General features: G+C 46.0%; 15 protein-coding genes and 1 riboswitch. Of the genes, 6 read left to right on the forward strand and 9 right to left on the reverse strand.

The genetic code is table 11. The features are described 5' to 3' along the window. Positions 1-339: 339 nt before the first annotated feature. Together ACTWJ7_RS19450 and ACTWJ7_RS19455 are read right to left on the reverse strand one after the other, a co-directional pair. Positions 340-1,707, reverse strand: coding sequence for an amidohydrolase family protein (locus ACTWJ7_RS19450; RefSeq protein ID WP_301878582.1), 1,368 nt, complete (start codon positions 1,705-1,707; stop codon positions 340-342). Between the two features lie 226 nt (positions 1,708-1,933). Further along, a complete protein-coding gene (locus tag ACTWJ7_RS19455; RefSeq protein WP_079344569.1) occupies positions 1,934-2,494 on the reverse strand; it encodes a CGNR zinc finger domain-containing protein in 561 nt (186 codons plus the stop codon). Between the two features lie 136 nt (positions 2,495-2,630). Here ACTWJ7_RS19455 and ACTWJ7_RS19460 point away from each other — a divergent pair, with 136 nt between their 5' ends. The 6 genes from ACTWJ7_RS19460 (at position 2,631) to ACTWJ7_RS19485 (ending at position 8,483) form a co-directional block, all read left to right on the forward strand. Further along, positions 2,631-3,128, forward strand: coding sequence for a DinB family protein (locus tag ACTWJ7_RS19460; RefSeq protein WP_079344568.1), 498 nt, complete (start codon positions 2,631-2,633; stop codon positions 3,126-3,128). Between the two features lie 82 nt (positions 3,129-3,210). Next, positions 3,211-3,363: riboswitch (FMN riboswitch) on the forward strand. Between the two features lie 143 nt (positions 3,364-3,506). Further along, positions 3,507-4,487 (forward strand): DMT family transporter, encoded by a 981-nt coding sequence (locus tag ACTWJ7_RS19465; RefSeq protein ID WP_079344567.1) that lies wholly within the window; start codon positions 3,507-3,509, stop codon positions 4,485-4,487. Positions 4,488-4,625: 138 nt separating this feature from the next. Next, complete coding sequence (locus tag ACTWJ7_RS19470; protein ID WP_301878584.1) at positions 4,626-6,131, forward strand: amidase; 1,506 nt, start codon at positions 4,626-4,628, stop codon at positions 6,129-6,131. Between the two features lie 136 nt (positions 6,132-6,267). Next, on the forward strand, positions 6,268-6,885 hold the full coding sequence (locus ACTWJ7_RS19475; RefSeq protein ID WP_301878585.1) for an urea carboxylase-associated family protein: 618 nt from the start codon (positions 6,268-6,270) through the stop codon (positions 6,883-6,885). 127 nt (positions 6,886-7,012) lie between these two features. Next, positions 7,013-7,639, forward strand: a complete 627-nt coding sequence (locus ACTWJ7_RS19480; RefSeq protein ID WP_079344564.1) for a LysE family translocator — start codon at positions 7,013-7,015, stop codon at positions 7,637-7,639. Positions 7,640-7,721: 82 nt separating this feature from the next. Next, positions 7,722-8,483 carry a YqcI/YcgG family protein gene (locus ACTWJ7_RS19485; protein ID WP_301878587.1) on the forward strand — a complete coding sequence of 254 codons (762 nt, stop codon included), beginning with the start codon at positions 7,722-7,724 and terminating at the stop codon, positions 8,481-8,483. A 104-nt stretch (positions 8,484-8,587) separates the two neighbouring features. On the opposite strand, the gene ACTWJ7_RS19490 is transcribed toward ACTWJ7_RS19485, so the two are convergent. The 7 genes from ACTWJ7_RS19490 to ACTWJ7_RS19520 form a co-directional block, all read right to left on the reverse strand. Further along, positions 8,588-8,824, reverse strand: a complete 237-nt coding sequence (locus ACTWJ7_RS19490; protein WP_443145785.1) for a hypothetical protein — start codon at positions 8,822-8,824, stop codon at positions 8,588-8,590. A gap of 77 nt (positions 8,825-8,901) precedes the next feature. After that, positions 8,902-9,918 (reverse strand): amino acid permease, encoded by a 1,017-nt coding sequence (locus ACTWJ7_RS19495; protein WP_443145786.1) that lies wholly within the window; start codon positions 9,916-9,918, stop codon positions 8,902-8,904. A 213-nt stretch (positions 9,919-10,131) separates the two neighbouring features. Beyond that, the gene (locus ACTWJ7_RS19500) at positions 10,132-10,320 is read right to left on the reverse strand and encodes a hypothetical protein (RefSeq protein ID WP_443145787.1); all 189 of its coding nucleotides are present in this window, start codon (positions 10,318-10,320) and stop codon (positions 10,132-10,134) included. After that, a complete protein-coding gene (locus ACTWJ7_RS19505; protein WP_443145788.1) occupies positions 10,281-12,992 on the reverse strand; it encodes a glycoside hydrolase family 2 TIM barrel-domain containing protein in 2,712 nt (903 codons plus the stop codon). Before ACTWJ7_RS19505 ends, ACTWJ7_RS19500 begins: the two co-directional genes overlap by 40 nt. Positions 12,993-13,272: 280 nt before the next feature. Continuing rightward, positions 13,273-15,702, reverse strand: a complete 2,430-nt coding sequence (gene helD, locus ACTWJ7_RS19510) for an RNA polymerase recycling motor HelD (RefSeq protein WP_301878590.1) — start codon at positions 15,700-15,702, stop codon at positions 13,273-13,275. A 359-nt stretch (positions 15,703-16,061) separates the two neighbouring features. Further along, the gene (locus tag ACTWJ7_RS19515; protein WP_443145789.1) at positions 16,062-16,493 is read right to left on the reverse strand and encodes a hypothetical protein; all 432 of its coding nucleotides are present in this window, start codon (positions 16,491-16,493) and stop codon (positions 16,062-16,064) included. Positions 16,494-16,495: 2 nt separating this feature from the next. After that, positions 16,496-17,341, reverse strand: a complete 846-nt coding sequence (locus ACTWJ7_RS19520; protein ID WP_079344558.1) for an AraC family transcriptional regulator — start codon at positions 17,339-17,341, stop codon at positions 16,496-16,498. Positions 17,342-17,380: the final 39 nt, after the last annotated feature.

Consider the following 17,380-nt stretch of genomic DNA (forward strand, 5'->3'; position numbering starts at 1 on the left):
ATCATGATCTGTTGGACAGGGATGAATATGAAAATCGATTTAAAATAAAACTGCGTATAATTTATATTATGCGCAGTTTTTTTAGGGTTCTTTTCTCAGTCTTATCATTGTTTGTTCGTTGTTAGATGCACTGATGCAATCGAAGGATCTTTTCGCCTTATTCCGCTGTCCTTTCCTAGCTAACTTTGCGTGGTTTACAATAAACACGCAAGTTAAAGAGCCGCATATCCCTATGCAGCCCTTCGATTGAAACGCTATCAGATCTATTACACAGATGAGAACATCTACTCTTTTCATTCCGTAAGAGAATTTCTCTTTCATTCACATGGGACACCAAACTTATGAAAATACAATTCGCTCTGCATCCGACATCCGATATTGAGATAGCAAATATTCCTTGCTTGCCAAAGCCTTTCGACGGACCTCATTCAGATCGACATGCTGCAGCTTACCTTCGCGCTTCACCAACCGACCTGCTACAAACACAGTGTCCACATTGGATGGATTGGCAAATTGAACGACGGCTCCAACCGGATCATGCACCGGGAACAGGTTAAGGTCTGTGGTTCGGATCATAATCAGATCGGCTTCTTTACCTGGAGTAAGCGTGCCAATCTTCCGCTCCAGTCCCAGAGCCTTCGCCCCGGCAGAAGTTGCAAATCTCAGAACTTGACTGGATTGCAGATTAAGCTCACCAGGCATTTCACCCTGTAGTAAAAGCTGTTCATTCCCCCTGGAACGCTCTGCTTGAAGAGCAAATTTCATCTGGGAGAACATATCCCCACCCGTTGATGTTACAACATCGACACCAAGCGTTGGCGTTCCTCCGTTTTCAAGAAAGTAACCCGTTGCCGGATACCCGTGCCCCATCATCATTTCCACTTCCGGTGTGACGGACAGTGAGGCACCGCTATCGGCCAGCATTTTATACTCATCCGTATCCATCGTATTTCCGTGTACAACGTTCAGACTCGGACTCAGTAAACCAGCTTCATACATTTTACTTATCGAACGATCTACAGATCCCCAGCTTCCAAAGCCAACATGCATCGAACATATCGCATCCAGCTCTTGGGCAAGCTGAATTTCCTTCACCGTGGTATCCCAATGGCTGAACTCCGGACCACGAATGGCAAGACCGAACGTCAGTAACTGATCCTGTGAAGAGAAATACTGTTCCTTGACCCTTCTCACATCATTCGAATAGGTTAGGTGACTCTCTCTGTTCCAGTAGGGTGTCTCACCGGGTACGCCATGAGCGAAAACCGCCCGAATACCTGCATCCTGAAGTCCGTGAATCAGTTCATCCGTGTGCTCTGTTGAATACGGCATACTCCAGTCAAGCACCGTGGTTACGCCTGCATTAAGCGCTTCCAAAGAACCCAACAAATTGGCGATATAGCCGTCTTGTGGGCGGAGTTTGCTTCCCATTGCCCCATAGTAGAGGTTTTGCAGATAGACCGGCAATGACCAGTTGGTTCCCGCTGTTTTTACGAGCGACTCCCACACATGCCGGTGTGTATCCACAAGTCCGGGAAGTATGATCATCTCCGATGCATCTATCACTTCCGCTTCCATACAACTCAGATCGGGCTGGATGGCAGTAATAAGAGAATCCTCAATTAGAACATCCGCCCTCTTATACTGCCCTACCGACGAATCCATAGACAATACACAACCGTTTTTCAGTAGATAACTTGTCCCCACAAGACACATCTCCAATCATTGTTTTTTGTTGGATATACGCTTGAATCCCGGATGTTGATCTCTGACTGACTGAATGACTAACTGAATAAGCTACTAAATTATTTTAAGTACATATACATTATATAGCAATAAATGGAAACATGCAATTTTGAATTCATAGAAATCATTTCGAATAATTCCCTGTCTACCGCAAAGTTCAGCAAATGATACATTCTGTACATATACCTTACTCTTTCTGCTGATCCACCTTCCGTTTTGCCCGAAATCTTCTAACTTTCATCAGGTTACCGCACATCTTGTCATCACAATATCTCTGGGTCCGACTACGCGTATCATCATAAAAAAACCATCGGCAGTCCGAATTATCACAGATTCGAATCCTTCCTGCATCCCCTTCAACCACTGTGACGGCAAAATCAGCTGCGACCTCAGCCATAACCTGCTGCCAATGAAATTTTACAGGAACCAGCGAAAGTTTCAGTCCTTCTTCTCCAGAGTACAGCCTTCTGGTAACCTGACCTTCTCCCATCATGGCGTTAAGCCATTCCCGGTCCTTGTCCGGTAATGGGTTTCCGGCAGATAAACGAGTTGCAAGAGCCTGCAATTCGCCTCTGAAGCTTCTCAAAGCCCTCTCTTCTTCGGAAGAAGCAGGTATAGGCGCGTTCAGTTGCCATTGTTTCAGAAATCCTTGCTGCCATTCCGTTCTGCCAAGCCTGTCCTCCGAACGATCTCCGCCACGCCAGTCATGATAATCACTGTTCACAAAATCAGTCCATAGTCTATCCATAGTACCTCCGCTAAAATGTAACTACTTAAATATAAAAAGATAGTTACATCCATTCAAGTTTGGGTTATATTAATTGTAACCACTTTTAAGCAGTTTAGCTAGTTACCATGAATTTATTTTAGGGAGGAAAAAATCAATGACTACCTCAACAACAGAACTATTGCTCATTCAGAAAGATGACACCTGGGACCAATGTAATTGGATTGTGCCTTTGTCCAAAGCGCTCGATGGGTTGACTGCCGAACAGGCAGCCTGGGTTCCATCATCCGGTGGATTAAGCATCTGGCAGTTGGTTAACCATATGTATTATTACAATTTTCGTTTGTTGAGTCGCATTCAGGGCACACCTCCCTCCGGTACACCTGCCGAAAACAATGAATCTACCTTCGGAGACTCCGGGGACCCTTCCGATACCGCTGGCTGGAGTACGCTTATGCAAAATACAACACAATTAGCCGAGCAGCTTCGTGATCAGCTCGCTTCATTAAAGGATTCCGACCTCGAAGCCCCTTACATGGATACGAATGAAAAATGGGCACATGAACTTGCCCGCTGGATACTCCACGATGCCTATCATGCAGGTCAGATTGTATTACTACGCAGACAACAAGGAAGCTGGAATATCATATTCTAAAAAAACACTTGAACTGCTAGCGCTTACAGGAATAAGATGAAATTATTAATGTTACAGCTTGTTCAATACACATATAATTGAATAGGATCTTCGGGGTAGGGTGCAATTCCCAACCGGCGGTGATGTTCTTCGGAACCAGCCCGCGACTCGCTGTTTGACTCAACTTAGGTCATTCAGCGACTGACTTGGTGTGACTCCAAGGCCGACGGTACAGTCCGGATGAGAGAAGATCAACACATTGGCATGCCTTTACGGATAGGCTTCTTTCCGTATGACATGTCAATGATTGAGCCCCGTTTATTTGGTGTATACCAAAACGGGGGCTTTTGTCGATTTTGCCAACTGAAGATTCCGTGTTCTGACGAAGGAGTCCTGAATATGGAAAAGACCCAATCTGCATCAACCGTTTACCGTAAGGAACGAAGCAATACCGGATTTTGGCTCGTCGTACTCGGAGCCGCCCTCTGGGGTGTAGATCCACTGTTTCGTATTATTTTGCTCAAAACGATGACCTCTACTCAGATTGTGCTGGTGGAACATATTATTGTTAGCCTTGTGGCGATTCCCGTCCTGTGGAAGTTCCGTGCTGATCTGAAAAATCTGCGCGCACGTCACTGGATTGCCGTAATCTTTATCTCCTGGGGAGGATCTGCTCTCGCTACGGTATTATTTACTCTTGCGCTTACACATAACGATCCCAATACCGTCTTGTTATTGCAAAAGATGCAGCCGTTATTTGCGATTGTTCTGGCTAAGTTACTCTTAAAAGAAACATTGCCACGCCGCTTCGGTGGACTATTTATTATAGCACTTGCAGGAACGTACCTGCTTACGTTCGGATTCACCCTTCCTCTTGGGAACTGGGACAACTGGGTTCATGCTGGCAGCCTGTTATCGCTGGGAGCCGCTGCATTGTGGGGCGGTTCAACGGTTATGGGGCGGCTGATGCTGGGGCAAACCCGTTATGAGACGGTTACCTCCCTTCGCTTTGTCGTCGCTTTGCCACTGCTGATCTTTATGACGTGGAACGAAGGTGCTGCCTGGACATTCCCTTCCGGTACAGGTGAGCAGGCGGCTGTGGCACTCAATATTCTAGGCCAGGCATTGCTGCCAGGGTTGCTGAGTCTTCTGTTATACTACAAAGGCCTCTCTTCTACCAAAGCTTCTGTTGCAACGCTTGCGGAACTGAGCTTCCCGATGGCTGGTGTGCTGGTAAACTGGATTGCATTCCGTACGCTAATTACATGGGAGCAACTGGTTGGGTTCATCCTCATCTGGATTGCCCTGTTCGCCATCTCCAAGCAGCAGGAACGCTCAGCGAGTCCGGCTGACGCAGCACCCAAGATTCGTACGAATTGATTGAATTTCTTACAATATAATTAGTCAAGGCACTGCACATCCATTGAGATGTACAGTGCCTTTTGTCTTTTCACTATTCCGGTGGTACGATGACATATGGAATAGTAGATCAAGTCAATTTAGAGAGGAACGATCATTATGTCTCCATCTTCATCATTTTCATATACATCCTACGATGCCATAGGTTTGGCTGAATTGGTTCGCGCCAGGGAGATATCTCCGGTCGAATTGCTGGAAGCGGCATATGCTCGCTTGGAAGAAGTGAATCCGCAGCTTAACGCAGTTATTCGTACATATGAAACACGTGCACGTCAGGAAGCGGGGATGGTTCGCCCGGGAGAACAGCCTTTTGCAGGCGTGCCTTTGCTCTTAAAAGATATATCCCAATCCATGGAGGGTGAAATTCTCACCTCGGGTTCACGTCTTCTCCGTGAGCATCGTGCACAACGGAATTCCAATTTCGTTTCCCGCCTGCGTGATGCAGGATTCATTATCATTGGTCATACCAACACGCCGGAATTCGGTCTGAAAAATATTACCGAGCCCCGTCTTCACGGCCCAAGTCGTAATCCATGGAATACCAATCACTCGCCAGGTGGTTCAAGTGGAGGTGCTGCTGCCGCAGTAGCCTCGGGTATTGTACCGCTTGCGGGAGCCAGTGATGGCGGCGGTTCAATCCGAATCCCTGCTTCATTCAGCGGATTGTTCGGACTCAAGCCTACACGTGGACGTACACCCGTAGGGCCGGGGGTCGGTCGTCAGTGGCAGGGTGCATCGATTGATTTTGCCCTATCCCGCTCTGTTCGCGACAGCGCTGCTTTACTGGATACACTGCAAGTCATTCAACCCGAGGCGGCATTTCATGCTCCCCTCTTTCCGGGAAGCTATTTGGCTGATATGAACTATCCTCATCAACGCAAACTGAAAATCGCTTACACGACAGCTTCACCTGTAGGTACACCTGTGAGTGATGAAGCCAAAGAAGCGGTATATAAGACGGTTCGCTGGCTGGAAGAACAAGGTCACGAAGTTGAAGAAAAACTGAGTCCGGTGAATGGTGTCAAACTGATGGAGAACTATTACATGATGAACAGCGGCGAAATGGCAGCGATGATTTCTTCCATGGAACGTTCAATGGGCAGAGTATTAACATCGGATGATATGGAGATCGAGTCCTGGGTTTTGGCCGAAGCCGGCAAAAAAGTATCCGCTGCCGAATTCGTACATAGTCTGGCGGAGTGGGATGTTGCCGCAGCCCAAATGTCCACCTTGTTTGAACGGTATGATTTTTATGTCACACCCGTGAATGCTTTTCCAGCACCCAAAATCGGAGAACTGACGCCTCATGATGAACAGATTCAGTATCTGATGCGCATTAGCGATTTGGACAAGAGCCAGCAGCAGCAGTTGATTTACGAGATGTTTGAACCAAGTCTCACGTACACACCGTTCACTCAGCTCGCAAATCTGACGGGTCAACCTGCCATGAGTGTTCCTGTGCATCTGACTCCTGAAGGGCTGCCCATGGGTGTACAAATTATGGCAACAAAAGGCCGTGAAGATTGGTTACTTCATCTGGCTGGCCAGCTGGAGTCATCCAAACTTTGGGTCGGAATGAAAGGTAATCCACTGTTTCCAGTATAAAATTTAGTTTTTAACATTTTTGCAATAAATTCAAGATACTCACACCCTTTAGAAGCATCGGCTACATCACTCATTAAGTGCATGAAAGTAACGTCATTTCCGCATACTGAGTTTAAAAACATCGGAGGAAATACGGATGAATTCTACGGGTTTATATAAGCAGTCCATTCATATTCCTGCCAAAACAGGCTATGCGCTTAGAGTGAAAAAAGGGTCGCGGATTCGTATAACCGATTTGGAGGGACAGCAGGTGGTTGATTTTGTCGCTTATGATGCGCAAAATATCAATAATCGGCTCGATCCCGGCGTAACACTCGATGTGCTACGCACTTACAGGATTAAACCGGGGCAATGTCTGTATTCCAACCGGTATGAACCTCTCATTTCCATTGTCGAAGAAACTGTAGGTATTCATGATTTTTTCAACTCGGCCTGTCGTCCGGAAATGTATGAGGTCTTGTATGATAAAAAAGACCATCCCAGTTGTTATCATAATCTGAATACGGCCCTGGAACCGTTCGGCATCGTCCCCCCGGATCAACATTATCCTTTCAACCTGTTTATGAATTCTGTTGTAGACGGTGAGGGGAAAATTGATGTGATTGCCCCCGAATCCAGTGCCGGAGATTATGTTGAGATGGAAGCCTTAATGGATCTGATCATCGGTTTGTCTGCTTGTCCATGCGAAGAGAGTGTGTGCAACGGTTACCATTGCACTCCTGTTCAATTAGATGTGGAATCTCCGAGCCTTTAATGCAATAACATTATAATGTACGGACAGCTTGTTCTAATTGGCTCCAAACGGGAATACGATGACTTGTACCCATATGTGTGTGACTTACGGTACAAGTCGTCTAACCCGTTAAGGAGTGAACGCGTATATGTCTGTACTGTTCAGTTATATTATTCTGGGAATTTCGCTATCAGCTCCGATTGGTCCGATTAATGCTGCTCAGCTGGATCGAGGGGCCCGCCATGGATTCATGCATGCCTGGATTTTGGGTCTCGGAGCCATGTTTGCCGATCTGGTGTACATGCTCCTGATTTATTTTGGAGTTGCCCATTTTCTGGACACGCCGTTCATGCGCTCTTTTCTTTGGTCTTTTGGCAGCTTTATTCTGGTGTATACCGGTGTGGAAACACTGTCCAAAATAAAAGACGGCATTCAGACCTCTTCTACAGCAGAAGCGAAAGTTGGAAAATCCTTTGTCTCTGGCTTCCTGATGGCCTTATCCAATCCGCTGAATATTTTATTCTGGCTCGGAATTTACGGCTCTATTCTTGCTACAACCGTGAAGCATACCGATACGGCTCATCTGCTACTATACAGCTCTGGTATATTCATAGGAATTCTTGTATGGGACGTTATCATGGCTGGCATGGCCAGTCGATTTCATAAACACAGCAACGAAGCCGTGTTGCGCTGGATCTCCATCATCTCAGGCATCTGTCTGATCGGATTTGGCCTGTACTTCGGATATGAAGCTGTACGCTCCATCTTTTTCTGACATAAAAACGACACTGGACAGTCACCCAACGCCATCCGCAGTAATACGTTAACGGTATCATGTGGAATGGAGTTGGGAATTCATGGCAGAGCTGTACAGTGCCGATGAAATAAAACCATTATTTAAAGATCTGCCCGAATGGCAGCAGGACGCTTATTCACAATTCGCCAATATGATAGCAGATGAGGGGAATACGTATCCATGTGTACCCGGACGGATGGGTTTTCTCTCCGGCCATCTGAGATACGGATTCACATGTGATCCGCGTACACAAGCTGCTGCCAAGGACATGGCAGAATTACTTAGTCAATATGGACCCGTTTCCCGGAACACGGGACAATACGCTTCCTTGGTGGTCATTTGCGAGACACCGGATGATTTGAAAAATAACACAACAGTGGAGCAGTATCAGTCGTTGTTCTGGGAAATGCTTAACCGGGTGAGCACACTCGATGAAGCTGCTTGGCCTGAACATATTTCGACGGATCCGCATGAAGCCACGTGGGAATTTTGCTTTGGCGGGGATCCTTATTTTTGTTTCTGTGCGACTCCCGCGCACGAGCTCAGAGCCAGTAGGCACTTCCCTTATCTGATGTTTGCATTTCAACCACGGTGGGTGTTTGAATCGATTAATGACAACACACCTCTTGGTCGTAAAATGAAAACCTTGATTCGTAAACGCCTGGCAGCTTATGATGCCGTTCCGGCTCACCCATCACTCATGTGGTATGGACAGCAGGATAATCTGGAATGGAAACAATATTTCCTGCCTGATGACGAGCAGACCCCTTCCAAATGCCCGTTCTTGCGCATGAAGCAAGCCATTGGCAAGTTGACGAAATAGCTGAAACAAGGCATTTCAGTAAAGCCATTCAAGAACCTATCACTTAGCAGATTGGCTATGACGCATGGAAGAGCTGTGCCCAAGAAAGATCAAAACGTTGACGGTTAAGTGGATGTTGATGATCGTGGTTTCCGTAATTTGTTCACAATGTAGGTAATTAAGGCAATCAATATAACAAGACCTATACTTGCCTGCAGACCTGTTCTGCTGGCTTTTTCCATGGCGGTCCCTGCTACTGCTGCAACAATAAGAATCATGGCGATCCACACTTTGACACGATTCCATTTCGTCGGTTTCATTTTCTTGATATACGTGATGCAAATCAGAAGCCAGGTATACATTAATACCAAGCTGCCTGCGGTAGTTATATATTCAAACAGGCTCTTAGGCATCCATAATGCCAATAGGGTAGAAAGTATTAATCCGGCCGCAGTGCATCCCAATGCATGAAGAGGCATGTTCTTTTTCCCCATGTCTTCGTAAACATCTTCGGTGCATCTCCGTCTTCACCCAGTTTAACCAACATGGACGTTATCGCATAGATTGAAGCAACCATCGTGGAGAACCCGGCTATAATCAAAATTCCGTTGAGAATATGAACCACGACCGTAAATCCAATCGATGACATCGCTTTGACGAGGGGACTCTCGTCTGGTGTTAACTTCGCGGCTGGCACCAGCAGCAGAATTAAAGCAATCGCTACAACATATAGCGCACTGACGGTTAACAGCATGACTCGGCCTGACTTGACTGCATCCTTTGGTTCCTTCAGCTTGGCTGCCATCAAACCCATGATCTCAATCCCTGCAAAAGCAAAAAAAGCATAAATAAATCCGGTCCACACCCCTTTTATTTTGTGAGGAAACCATTCATTAGTTATTTTCTGCGGGGTAATCTTCACATCTAACCATCCGAGGCAAGCCGCTGCCGCAATCACAATAAAAGCAACCGTTGCAGCCAGCTTGATCACTGCGAGCACATTCTCGGTTTGGGTTAACCCTTTGGCTCCCAATGCGGCGATGAACAATCCAATGCATGCATATACCGCTACAAACGCCCATAATGGAAACTTGGGAAACCAAAATTGAGAGAACAACCCGAGTGCCGTTAATGAACTCCCCATAATTAGCATTTCGGAAGACCAATACATCCAGCCGCTACCGAAACCGGCCCATGGCCCGAAGGCTTCTCCGGCATAGGTTCGAAAAGCCCCTTCCTTCGGATCTTCTGCCGTCATTTGAGCCAATGCACCAAATACAAAGTAAGTCCCGGCAGCAGCCAGCACCAAAAGGATAAGCACCGATAAACCGGCCCAATGAATAGCGAGACTTGTCCCAAGGAAAAAACCCGTTCCCAGCGTACATCCCGCTCCAAATAATGAAAGACTAATCCAGCTCAGTTTCTCTCCTTCTTTTCGATGCACGTGACTTTTCATATGTATCCTCCTTCGTGCGTTCACCATTACGATTTACATATGATGGAGGTTTTATGTCATTTTGGGAAAAAGAAATGAAAGTGATTGCAATTAGTTTACATAACAATAATTTCGTCAACTTATTTAAGCGTCTGAAATTAAGGAAAACCCTTCAAACTGAAAAAACAGCTTGAAGGGTTTTAATGTTAGTTCCTTAGAACAGACTTTCGTTGATTATGGTGAATCTATTTTTTTGCCCAACAACTGCTGCAGCTCCTCCAGCCCTAACTTGGCTTCCGGGTTAAACTCTTCACTTTTTACATATTGTGCTAGGCTGTAAAGTAATTGCCGCCCTTCCGCCTTGTTAATCAATTCATCATAATTTAGCGCCCCAACCAGCAGCTTCCCTTTCCAACCTGGCATTCAAACAGCAGACCCAGCTTATGATTACGTTCAAAATTATCGATGGTTTGAACGAAAGGCTGAACATTCGTGGATACCTCATCCAGAATTAAAGATCGTGAGTTCATGACGATATGCCACCACGGGTAAGTGGAATGGGTCTCACTTGGAAAGTGCTTCAATGCCGGGTGCGAATTATCAATAAGCAAGCCTAGCGTACCGACAGGAACGGGCTTGTTCATGCTTTCCGAGATGGATCGGAACATCGGATAACACCAGAAATCGGTACAATATGTACCTTCGGCTGAACTATCGTTATGTTCCAGTGTTGGAAGCAGCAGCACGCTCTCGCCTTTTTTCAGTAAATTAATAACTTCATCGGACAATTCCTTATAAATAGGCTCATGTTCCATAGCTGTCACATCATGATCAGGATATACCCAAAGATCATATTGTTTCCGGATATCGGTACCTGGAATATACAGGGATAGAACGATGGACGTCATCTTTTTCACAGCAGGGAGCTTGAGCTTTATTGGGCTTATCTCAAACCAAGTTTCTCCAGCAATAAAGGGGATCTCTTCTGTTCCTGATGTAATCAGATGATCCGAATCACGCATCTCCCACTCCACGGTATGACCTTTCAATGATTGTGATCGGAAGTACCTTAATTGAATGTGGGCATCAAAATCTTCTCCCGAAGTGTAGTTATATTTCTCGAATCGAGCCAGAAGTACGGCATCGGAGCAAAATGTTCTCCACTCCTCGGGAGTAACCAATCCTTTGGAATCCATGAAGGCATCCAAAATGCCTACCAGTGCTGTCCCCTGTCCACTGAAGTCCTGAAGATCAAGCAATTGAAATCCTGCCAGATGTTTGGATCGAAATGCCGCTTCAAGCTCTTCCTTATAACAGGCTACAGCAAGCTTGCCAGAGCTTTGGAAAAATGGTTCAGCCAGATGTGCCATTCCTTTGGCTTGCAATCGCTCACGAAACACCTCGAAGTTTTTTGCCTTCAGCGACCCGGTGTACTTCTCGATCTCTTCGTAGTTGGGGTACATGGCATATTGTCCAATTTCATGGGATATGACGGGTAGATGTGGAATAAGCTGTTGTTCAGCCGAAGCGGCTTTCACGGTCTTGGCTTCCGTACCATATTGAATCTGAATTTCCGATTCAGCTGCTTGAATTCCCTCTTTTTCCGAAACCATCCCATCCGGCAAGATCATGTCGTCGTAGTCCTTTAGGGTACCAGGCACATCCGTTTGCACATGACCCAACGGGGCATCACACATGGCATAGGACCCGCGGAAAAGTCTATCTTTGGAGAATCGTACGCCACAGTAAAAGTCTTCTTCCTCCAGAATAAGCGGAGTGAACTGAAAATTGTTTGAACCCTGGGTGTACAGATGGCGTGGATCAAATGCTTTATACGCTTTTAGAATGGCATTAAGTCTTTCTTTACTGCCCCAAAGTTCATTACCGAGTGACATCATTACAAAAGAAGGATGATTCCCATACGCCTTCAGCATGGCGAAGCCTTCACGAATAAGATAGTCCTGTTCAGCCTGATTATGCTGTGGATCAAGTTCATCCGTAATCGTACCCCAGAATGGAAGCTCAGGCTCCATGTAGATACCAAGCATATCTGCCGCAGTGAACGCTGCCTCCGGCGGACAACAGGTATGGAAACGATAATGATTTATGCCATATGATTTGGAAATGCTCAGGATTCGTAGCCACTCTTCCACATCGGTTGGCGCGTAACCCGTAAGCGGAAATAGGAGACCATCATGTTTTCCACGAAGAAAGGTCTTTCGGCCGTTAATGGTAAAAGCATCTCCCCTGGCTTCAAAATCTCGTAGTCCTGTTATGATTTCAGTTGTATCCAGCACATCTCCTTGTTCCCCTAACAGAGTGAGGGTCAGCACATAGAGATTGGGGTCCGAATCACTCCAGAGCAATGCGTCGTCACCCATCTTGTAGAGCACATTAACCTCGTTCTGGTTGCATGGATAGGTTTGCTCAATCACCACATGCTTTCTGTCGGAAGGCACATATCCATGAGTCTCTTTTAAAAGGGGATTGAAGGTTTGTGCAGTAACGGACAGTACCGTACCTGGTATGGATTGAGACAATGTACTTGTGATTCTGAATGTTCGCTCTTTAGCATTAGGATAGATCTGTACCTCACCCATGTGCAGCTCGTGGTATAAATGAAGCTCCAGCTTTCCGGTAATTCCGTTCCAGTTGGTTTGAGTATCGACGGATGTAAGATGACCGCCTTTCGTCGGATAGTCCGTATTATCGACCCGGATGGTGAGGGTGTGTTTCCCCTCGGAAAGCCCTTCAAACAAGCTATACACATGAGGGGTGTTGAGACTATCCTGTGCTCCATACTCTCCAGCATCAACCCACAACTTGGTTATACGCGTGCGTTCCAGATACAAATCGCATTTCTTTCCAGCAAGCGCTGCGGGGATATCAATCTCCCGTTTCAGCCAAATCCAGCCTTCATAGGAATATTCATCGGTCAAAGACCCGATGTGAGCCGCATCACTCTTTCTTCCTTTGCGTGCATGAGAGGTCGTATTCGGCAGTGTTATGGTGTCGCCAAATGGGCCTTGAACGCCTTGTTTATGTTCATCCAGTTGAAGCTCCCAGCTTCCCTGCAAGTTAATTCTGGTTAACATGATTTCAACTCCTCTATGAATTGATGTATGTAATCTTTACTTCTGTCTCTATGTTTCAATAAATAGAAGTCCCAAAATTAATAGTACGTATTCCTATTATATAACTGTAATCTTAGTCCACCCATATAATAATAATTATGCTGAGTATAACAATACGGAAATAATTCAAAGAAAGTTGCTAACCAAATTTCACCTCTACAATGACTTAGAAATGAAAAAAAGTCGCCAGAAAGGCGACTCGTGAATCTTTATTGGATTACCTCCGTCAATGTCGACATGTTTATTCCGATGTATGGGAGTTCCATTCCTCATACAAATCCGCTGCCAATGCCTGCACGAAAGGCGACCAATCGCCTGTCGTGTACAGATGAAGTCGATGCATACCTCGTGTACATGCCGTATAAAGAAGCTTGCGTTCATTTTCTTGACCATACATCTCAGACGAAGCATCGTAGATCAAGACTGCATCGAACTCAACACCCTTGGCGAGATAAACAGGAATGACCATTACGCCTTTTTCGAAGTTGAACGTCTCTTTAGTAATGAGCTGCAAATCTTCACCTCCTTGAATCCGTAACGATTCATGGGCCTTCTGGCTTTCGGCGGCAGTCTTCGTAATGACGGCAATGGAATCAAAGCCCTCTGCCTTTAGAGCAGCGATATTTGCCACCATTTGTGCAATTAGGTCATCTTTGTCGTTGAGATTCGTCAACAGTGGCTTCTGGCCTTTTCTTTCAAATGGTACAATTTCATCTCCGTCTAGAAGCATCACTCTTGTAAATTCAACGATTTCTCTGGTTGAGCGATAACTGCGTACAAGGGAGATCAGATTGGTTTCGGCTTCGCCAAAGAGGCGGATCAGGGGTGAATCGGCTGCGGCCAAATTTGTAGCCTGTGTGAAGATCGCTTGCCTGAAATCGCCAAGCACCGTCATACGGGCACGTGGAAACAGCTTTTTGAGATATTCATATTGAAACGATGAATAATCCTGACCCTCATCAACGAAGACATACCGAATTTCCGTGTTTGTCCGGATGCCTTCAATCATTTCTTTTACATACAAATAGGGAGTCGCATCCTCATGAAACAACTCGTTCCGGAGCATGCTTTCCCTCGTTTGCTTGCATATCTCAGGCCACAGCGTGGGGGTAACAGCCCCATTTGTTTTCTCCCGATAAGCAGCTTCGTCTACAAACAATTGTTCATATATACCTTTGACATCTACAAATGAGAATTTCCTCACACTTTTCCTTAGCGGTTTAAAGCTTTCTTTCACGATCTTCCGGCGGAGCATATCTTCTTCCTTCCCGGCAAAGCCAAAGTCCCCTTCATCTTGCCGGCGCGTCTTGCTCATTATCTCACGAACTTTAGCATATTGCTCCGCAACGTCGAATACTTCCCTATCCTTATGCAGCACTCCGAACACTTCTGCATATTGCTCGGTGTCGAGATAATTCATTTCTTCCTGTACCCAAGCCGCCTCCAGTTCCATGCGTTCCAACATAGTCAGTTCATTTTGCAACCATTCCTGCAAGAGAACGACACGATTGGACAGCGGCAAGGAAAGATCATAACCGTAAAATTTTGCTCTGATCTGCTCTGCGGTAATCAAATCGTGGTCCCGAAACCGAATACTTTTGAATTGCATGCCTTCCCGACCCAGCCATATTCCATAGTTCTGCAAAGCGTGCAGGAAAGCATCGGAAGCTTTATACTCAATTCCCTGAAGACGAGCTTCATACCCTGGCGTTCCTTTTGCAGACAGTACATACTCAATCTGATCAAAGGCATCCTCTGGCCGTAACGAAGATCCTAGCCAATAGTCGAGATACTCTTGAAACGTGGTCTGCTGCATATTCTCTTCACCGAGCTCCGGAAGGACGGTGGAGATATAACTCGCAAACATCGGATTCGGTGAGAAAAGAACAATCTGATCAGCACTGATCGTCTGACGGTGTTTGTACAGCAAGTACGCTACCCGCTGCAGGGCTGCGGAAGTTTTACCGCTGCCGGCCGCCCCCTGTACGATAAGCATCCGGCTTTTATCATCACGAATGATGGCATTTTGTTCCTTCTGGATGGTTGCGACGATACTCTTCATTTGCGAGTCGGCTCCTTTGCCAAGCACCTGCTGCAGCAAGTCGTCTCCAATTGTTTCACTCGCATCAAACATGTTCCGAATCTGGCCGTATTGAATTTGAAATTGCCGTTTGAGCTCCATCGTTCCGTCGATTCGTCCGATCGGCGTCATATAAGACGCCAGACCTGGGGAGGAGTCATAATACATGCTCGCAATCGGCGTACGCCAGTCATAGATCAGAAAGCTCAAGCCGTCTTCGTCGACGAAAGAGGATACCCCGATATAGATCTGCTCGCTGATGCCAAGACCCTTCTCCTGGAAGTCGATTCGTCCGAAATAAGGAGACGGGAGCAGACGTTTCATGCTATTCCATTGCTGCGTCAACCGCTTGTGACCTCTTTCCCGCTCGGCCAATACCGCTGACTGCTGGTTAATCGTGTAAAAGGTCTCTTCGAAATCTTCATGAGTGCTTGTGTTAATCGTAACTTCTTCCCAAAACCGCTTGCGGATGTCCGAAGCCTGATCGTGCATTCCCGCAACCTCAGGCTCCAATTCGGTAATTCTCGCCTGAAGTTTCTCTCTTACCCATTCCAACCGTTCCTGTTCCAATCGCCAATCCTTCGTTTCCATCTCTCCCAACACACTCCTTCCTTTTTTTGGGATAAAAAGAAGCATTGACAAATCAAAGTTCCAGATGTACAATTAAATTAGGAATTAAAATGTATACACCTTTTATGTTGAATTGTCGATGACGCTAATGATTATATCATAGCGTTATTTCTTGTTCAATTTTATTTTTGTATCCCTGCCAGTTGGAAACAAAAAAGGCAAGCGATCGCTTATGATCGCTTGCCCTTTTGTCTTTTATTGGGCCGAAGATTACTGGTCTTCATTGCGCTGCAGAAACAATGAAGCTAGAGCTGATAGTCCGCTAATTACGCCGCATGCCAGGAAAGCAGCATGATATCCGGCCAGCTGTGAAGCTGCAGTTATATCACCTTGATTCGTTTGTCCCCTGCGGCTATATGCGTCACCGTTACAAGTACCGCAATTTCGAGCGCGCCGCCGAGCTGGCGGGCTGTGTTTTGAAGTCCTGCGGCGATGCCGGAGTCTTGCGATGGAATGCCTGCAAGTACGGCATGAGTAGCTGTCATCAACATCAACCCCAAGCCACCACAAATGAGCAAGCTCGGAAGAAGTAATTGAGTAGCGTAGTTCGGATGCATTGGCAGCCCATTTAACCAGATGAATCCAGCCGCAGCCAGAAGACCACCGAAGAATGGAAGCTTATGAAAGCCTGCATCTTCCAAACGCCGGGAAAGAATCGCAACAAGAGAAATAAAATTGCCCCTGGAATATTTCCAAGGGCATTTCGTAACAAGCTGAGCACTGCTGGAACGCAGTGTGGCACTATGTAGCATCTTTATTTAATCGGAATCCAGATTTGCGGAGGGTGACCCGGACCTGGATATACTTCTAGTTCGGGTATGCCCGCATGCTCATATGGATTCGAAGGGAACCATTCGGAAATAATTTGTTTCCATAGGCTCTGCATGCTCTCGGGCATCGGTCCTTGCACTTCAAATACACTCCATTTGCAAGAAGGGATCGTGAATGAGGCTAGCCCTTCCGGCACTTTACCATCATAGGCTGTAGCAATCCAGTATTCCATTTGTTTCTCCTGGATTTCGCTCTGATCCACACAGATACCAAGTAATCCTTTGATCCCATCATTGTTCAATTCAAATAAACGATCTTCCATACCACTCGTATAGGCTTCTTGCCACATCTGCCCGATTCCTCGTAAATGTTCACCCTCTACATAGGAGAAAGTTTGCTTTATTCCAACTAACGTCATTCCGGGATGTTCAACAATTTTGTAATTCATGGGCTCTGCTCCTTTCAGAATGACTTGAATAACCAGACGATTATACGCTTTGACGGAGGTACTATTTTTACGTGCTTCACTAGGTGAAATTCCATGTAGTCTCCGAAAAGCTTTGGAAAAAGATTCAGGAGTGTCATAGCCATATTTGTACGCCAGATCAATGATTTTTTGATCGGTCAACAGAAGATCATTTGCTGCCAAAGTCAATCGTCTCCGCTTTATATATTCGCCGACAGTAACATCCGTTAACAACGCAAACGTACGTTGAAAATGAAAAGGAGAGATATGCGCTTGAGCCGATATCTGCTCGATAGTTATATTTTCCAATAAGTGATCTTCCATGTATTGAATAGCTTGTTGTAATGATTCGATCCAGTTCATACGGTTAATCACTCCTTAATTTCAATAATAGACGAAGGG

Origin of the sequence: Paenibacillus sp. 1A_MP2 (assembly GCF_052244825.1) — a bacterium.
GTDB lineage: Bacteria > Bacillota > Bacilli > Paenibacillales > Paenibacillaceae > Paenibacillus > Paenibacillus vandeheii.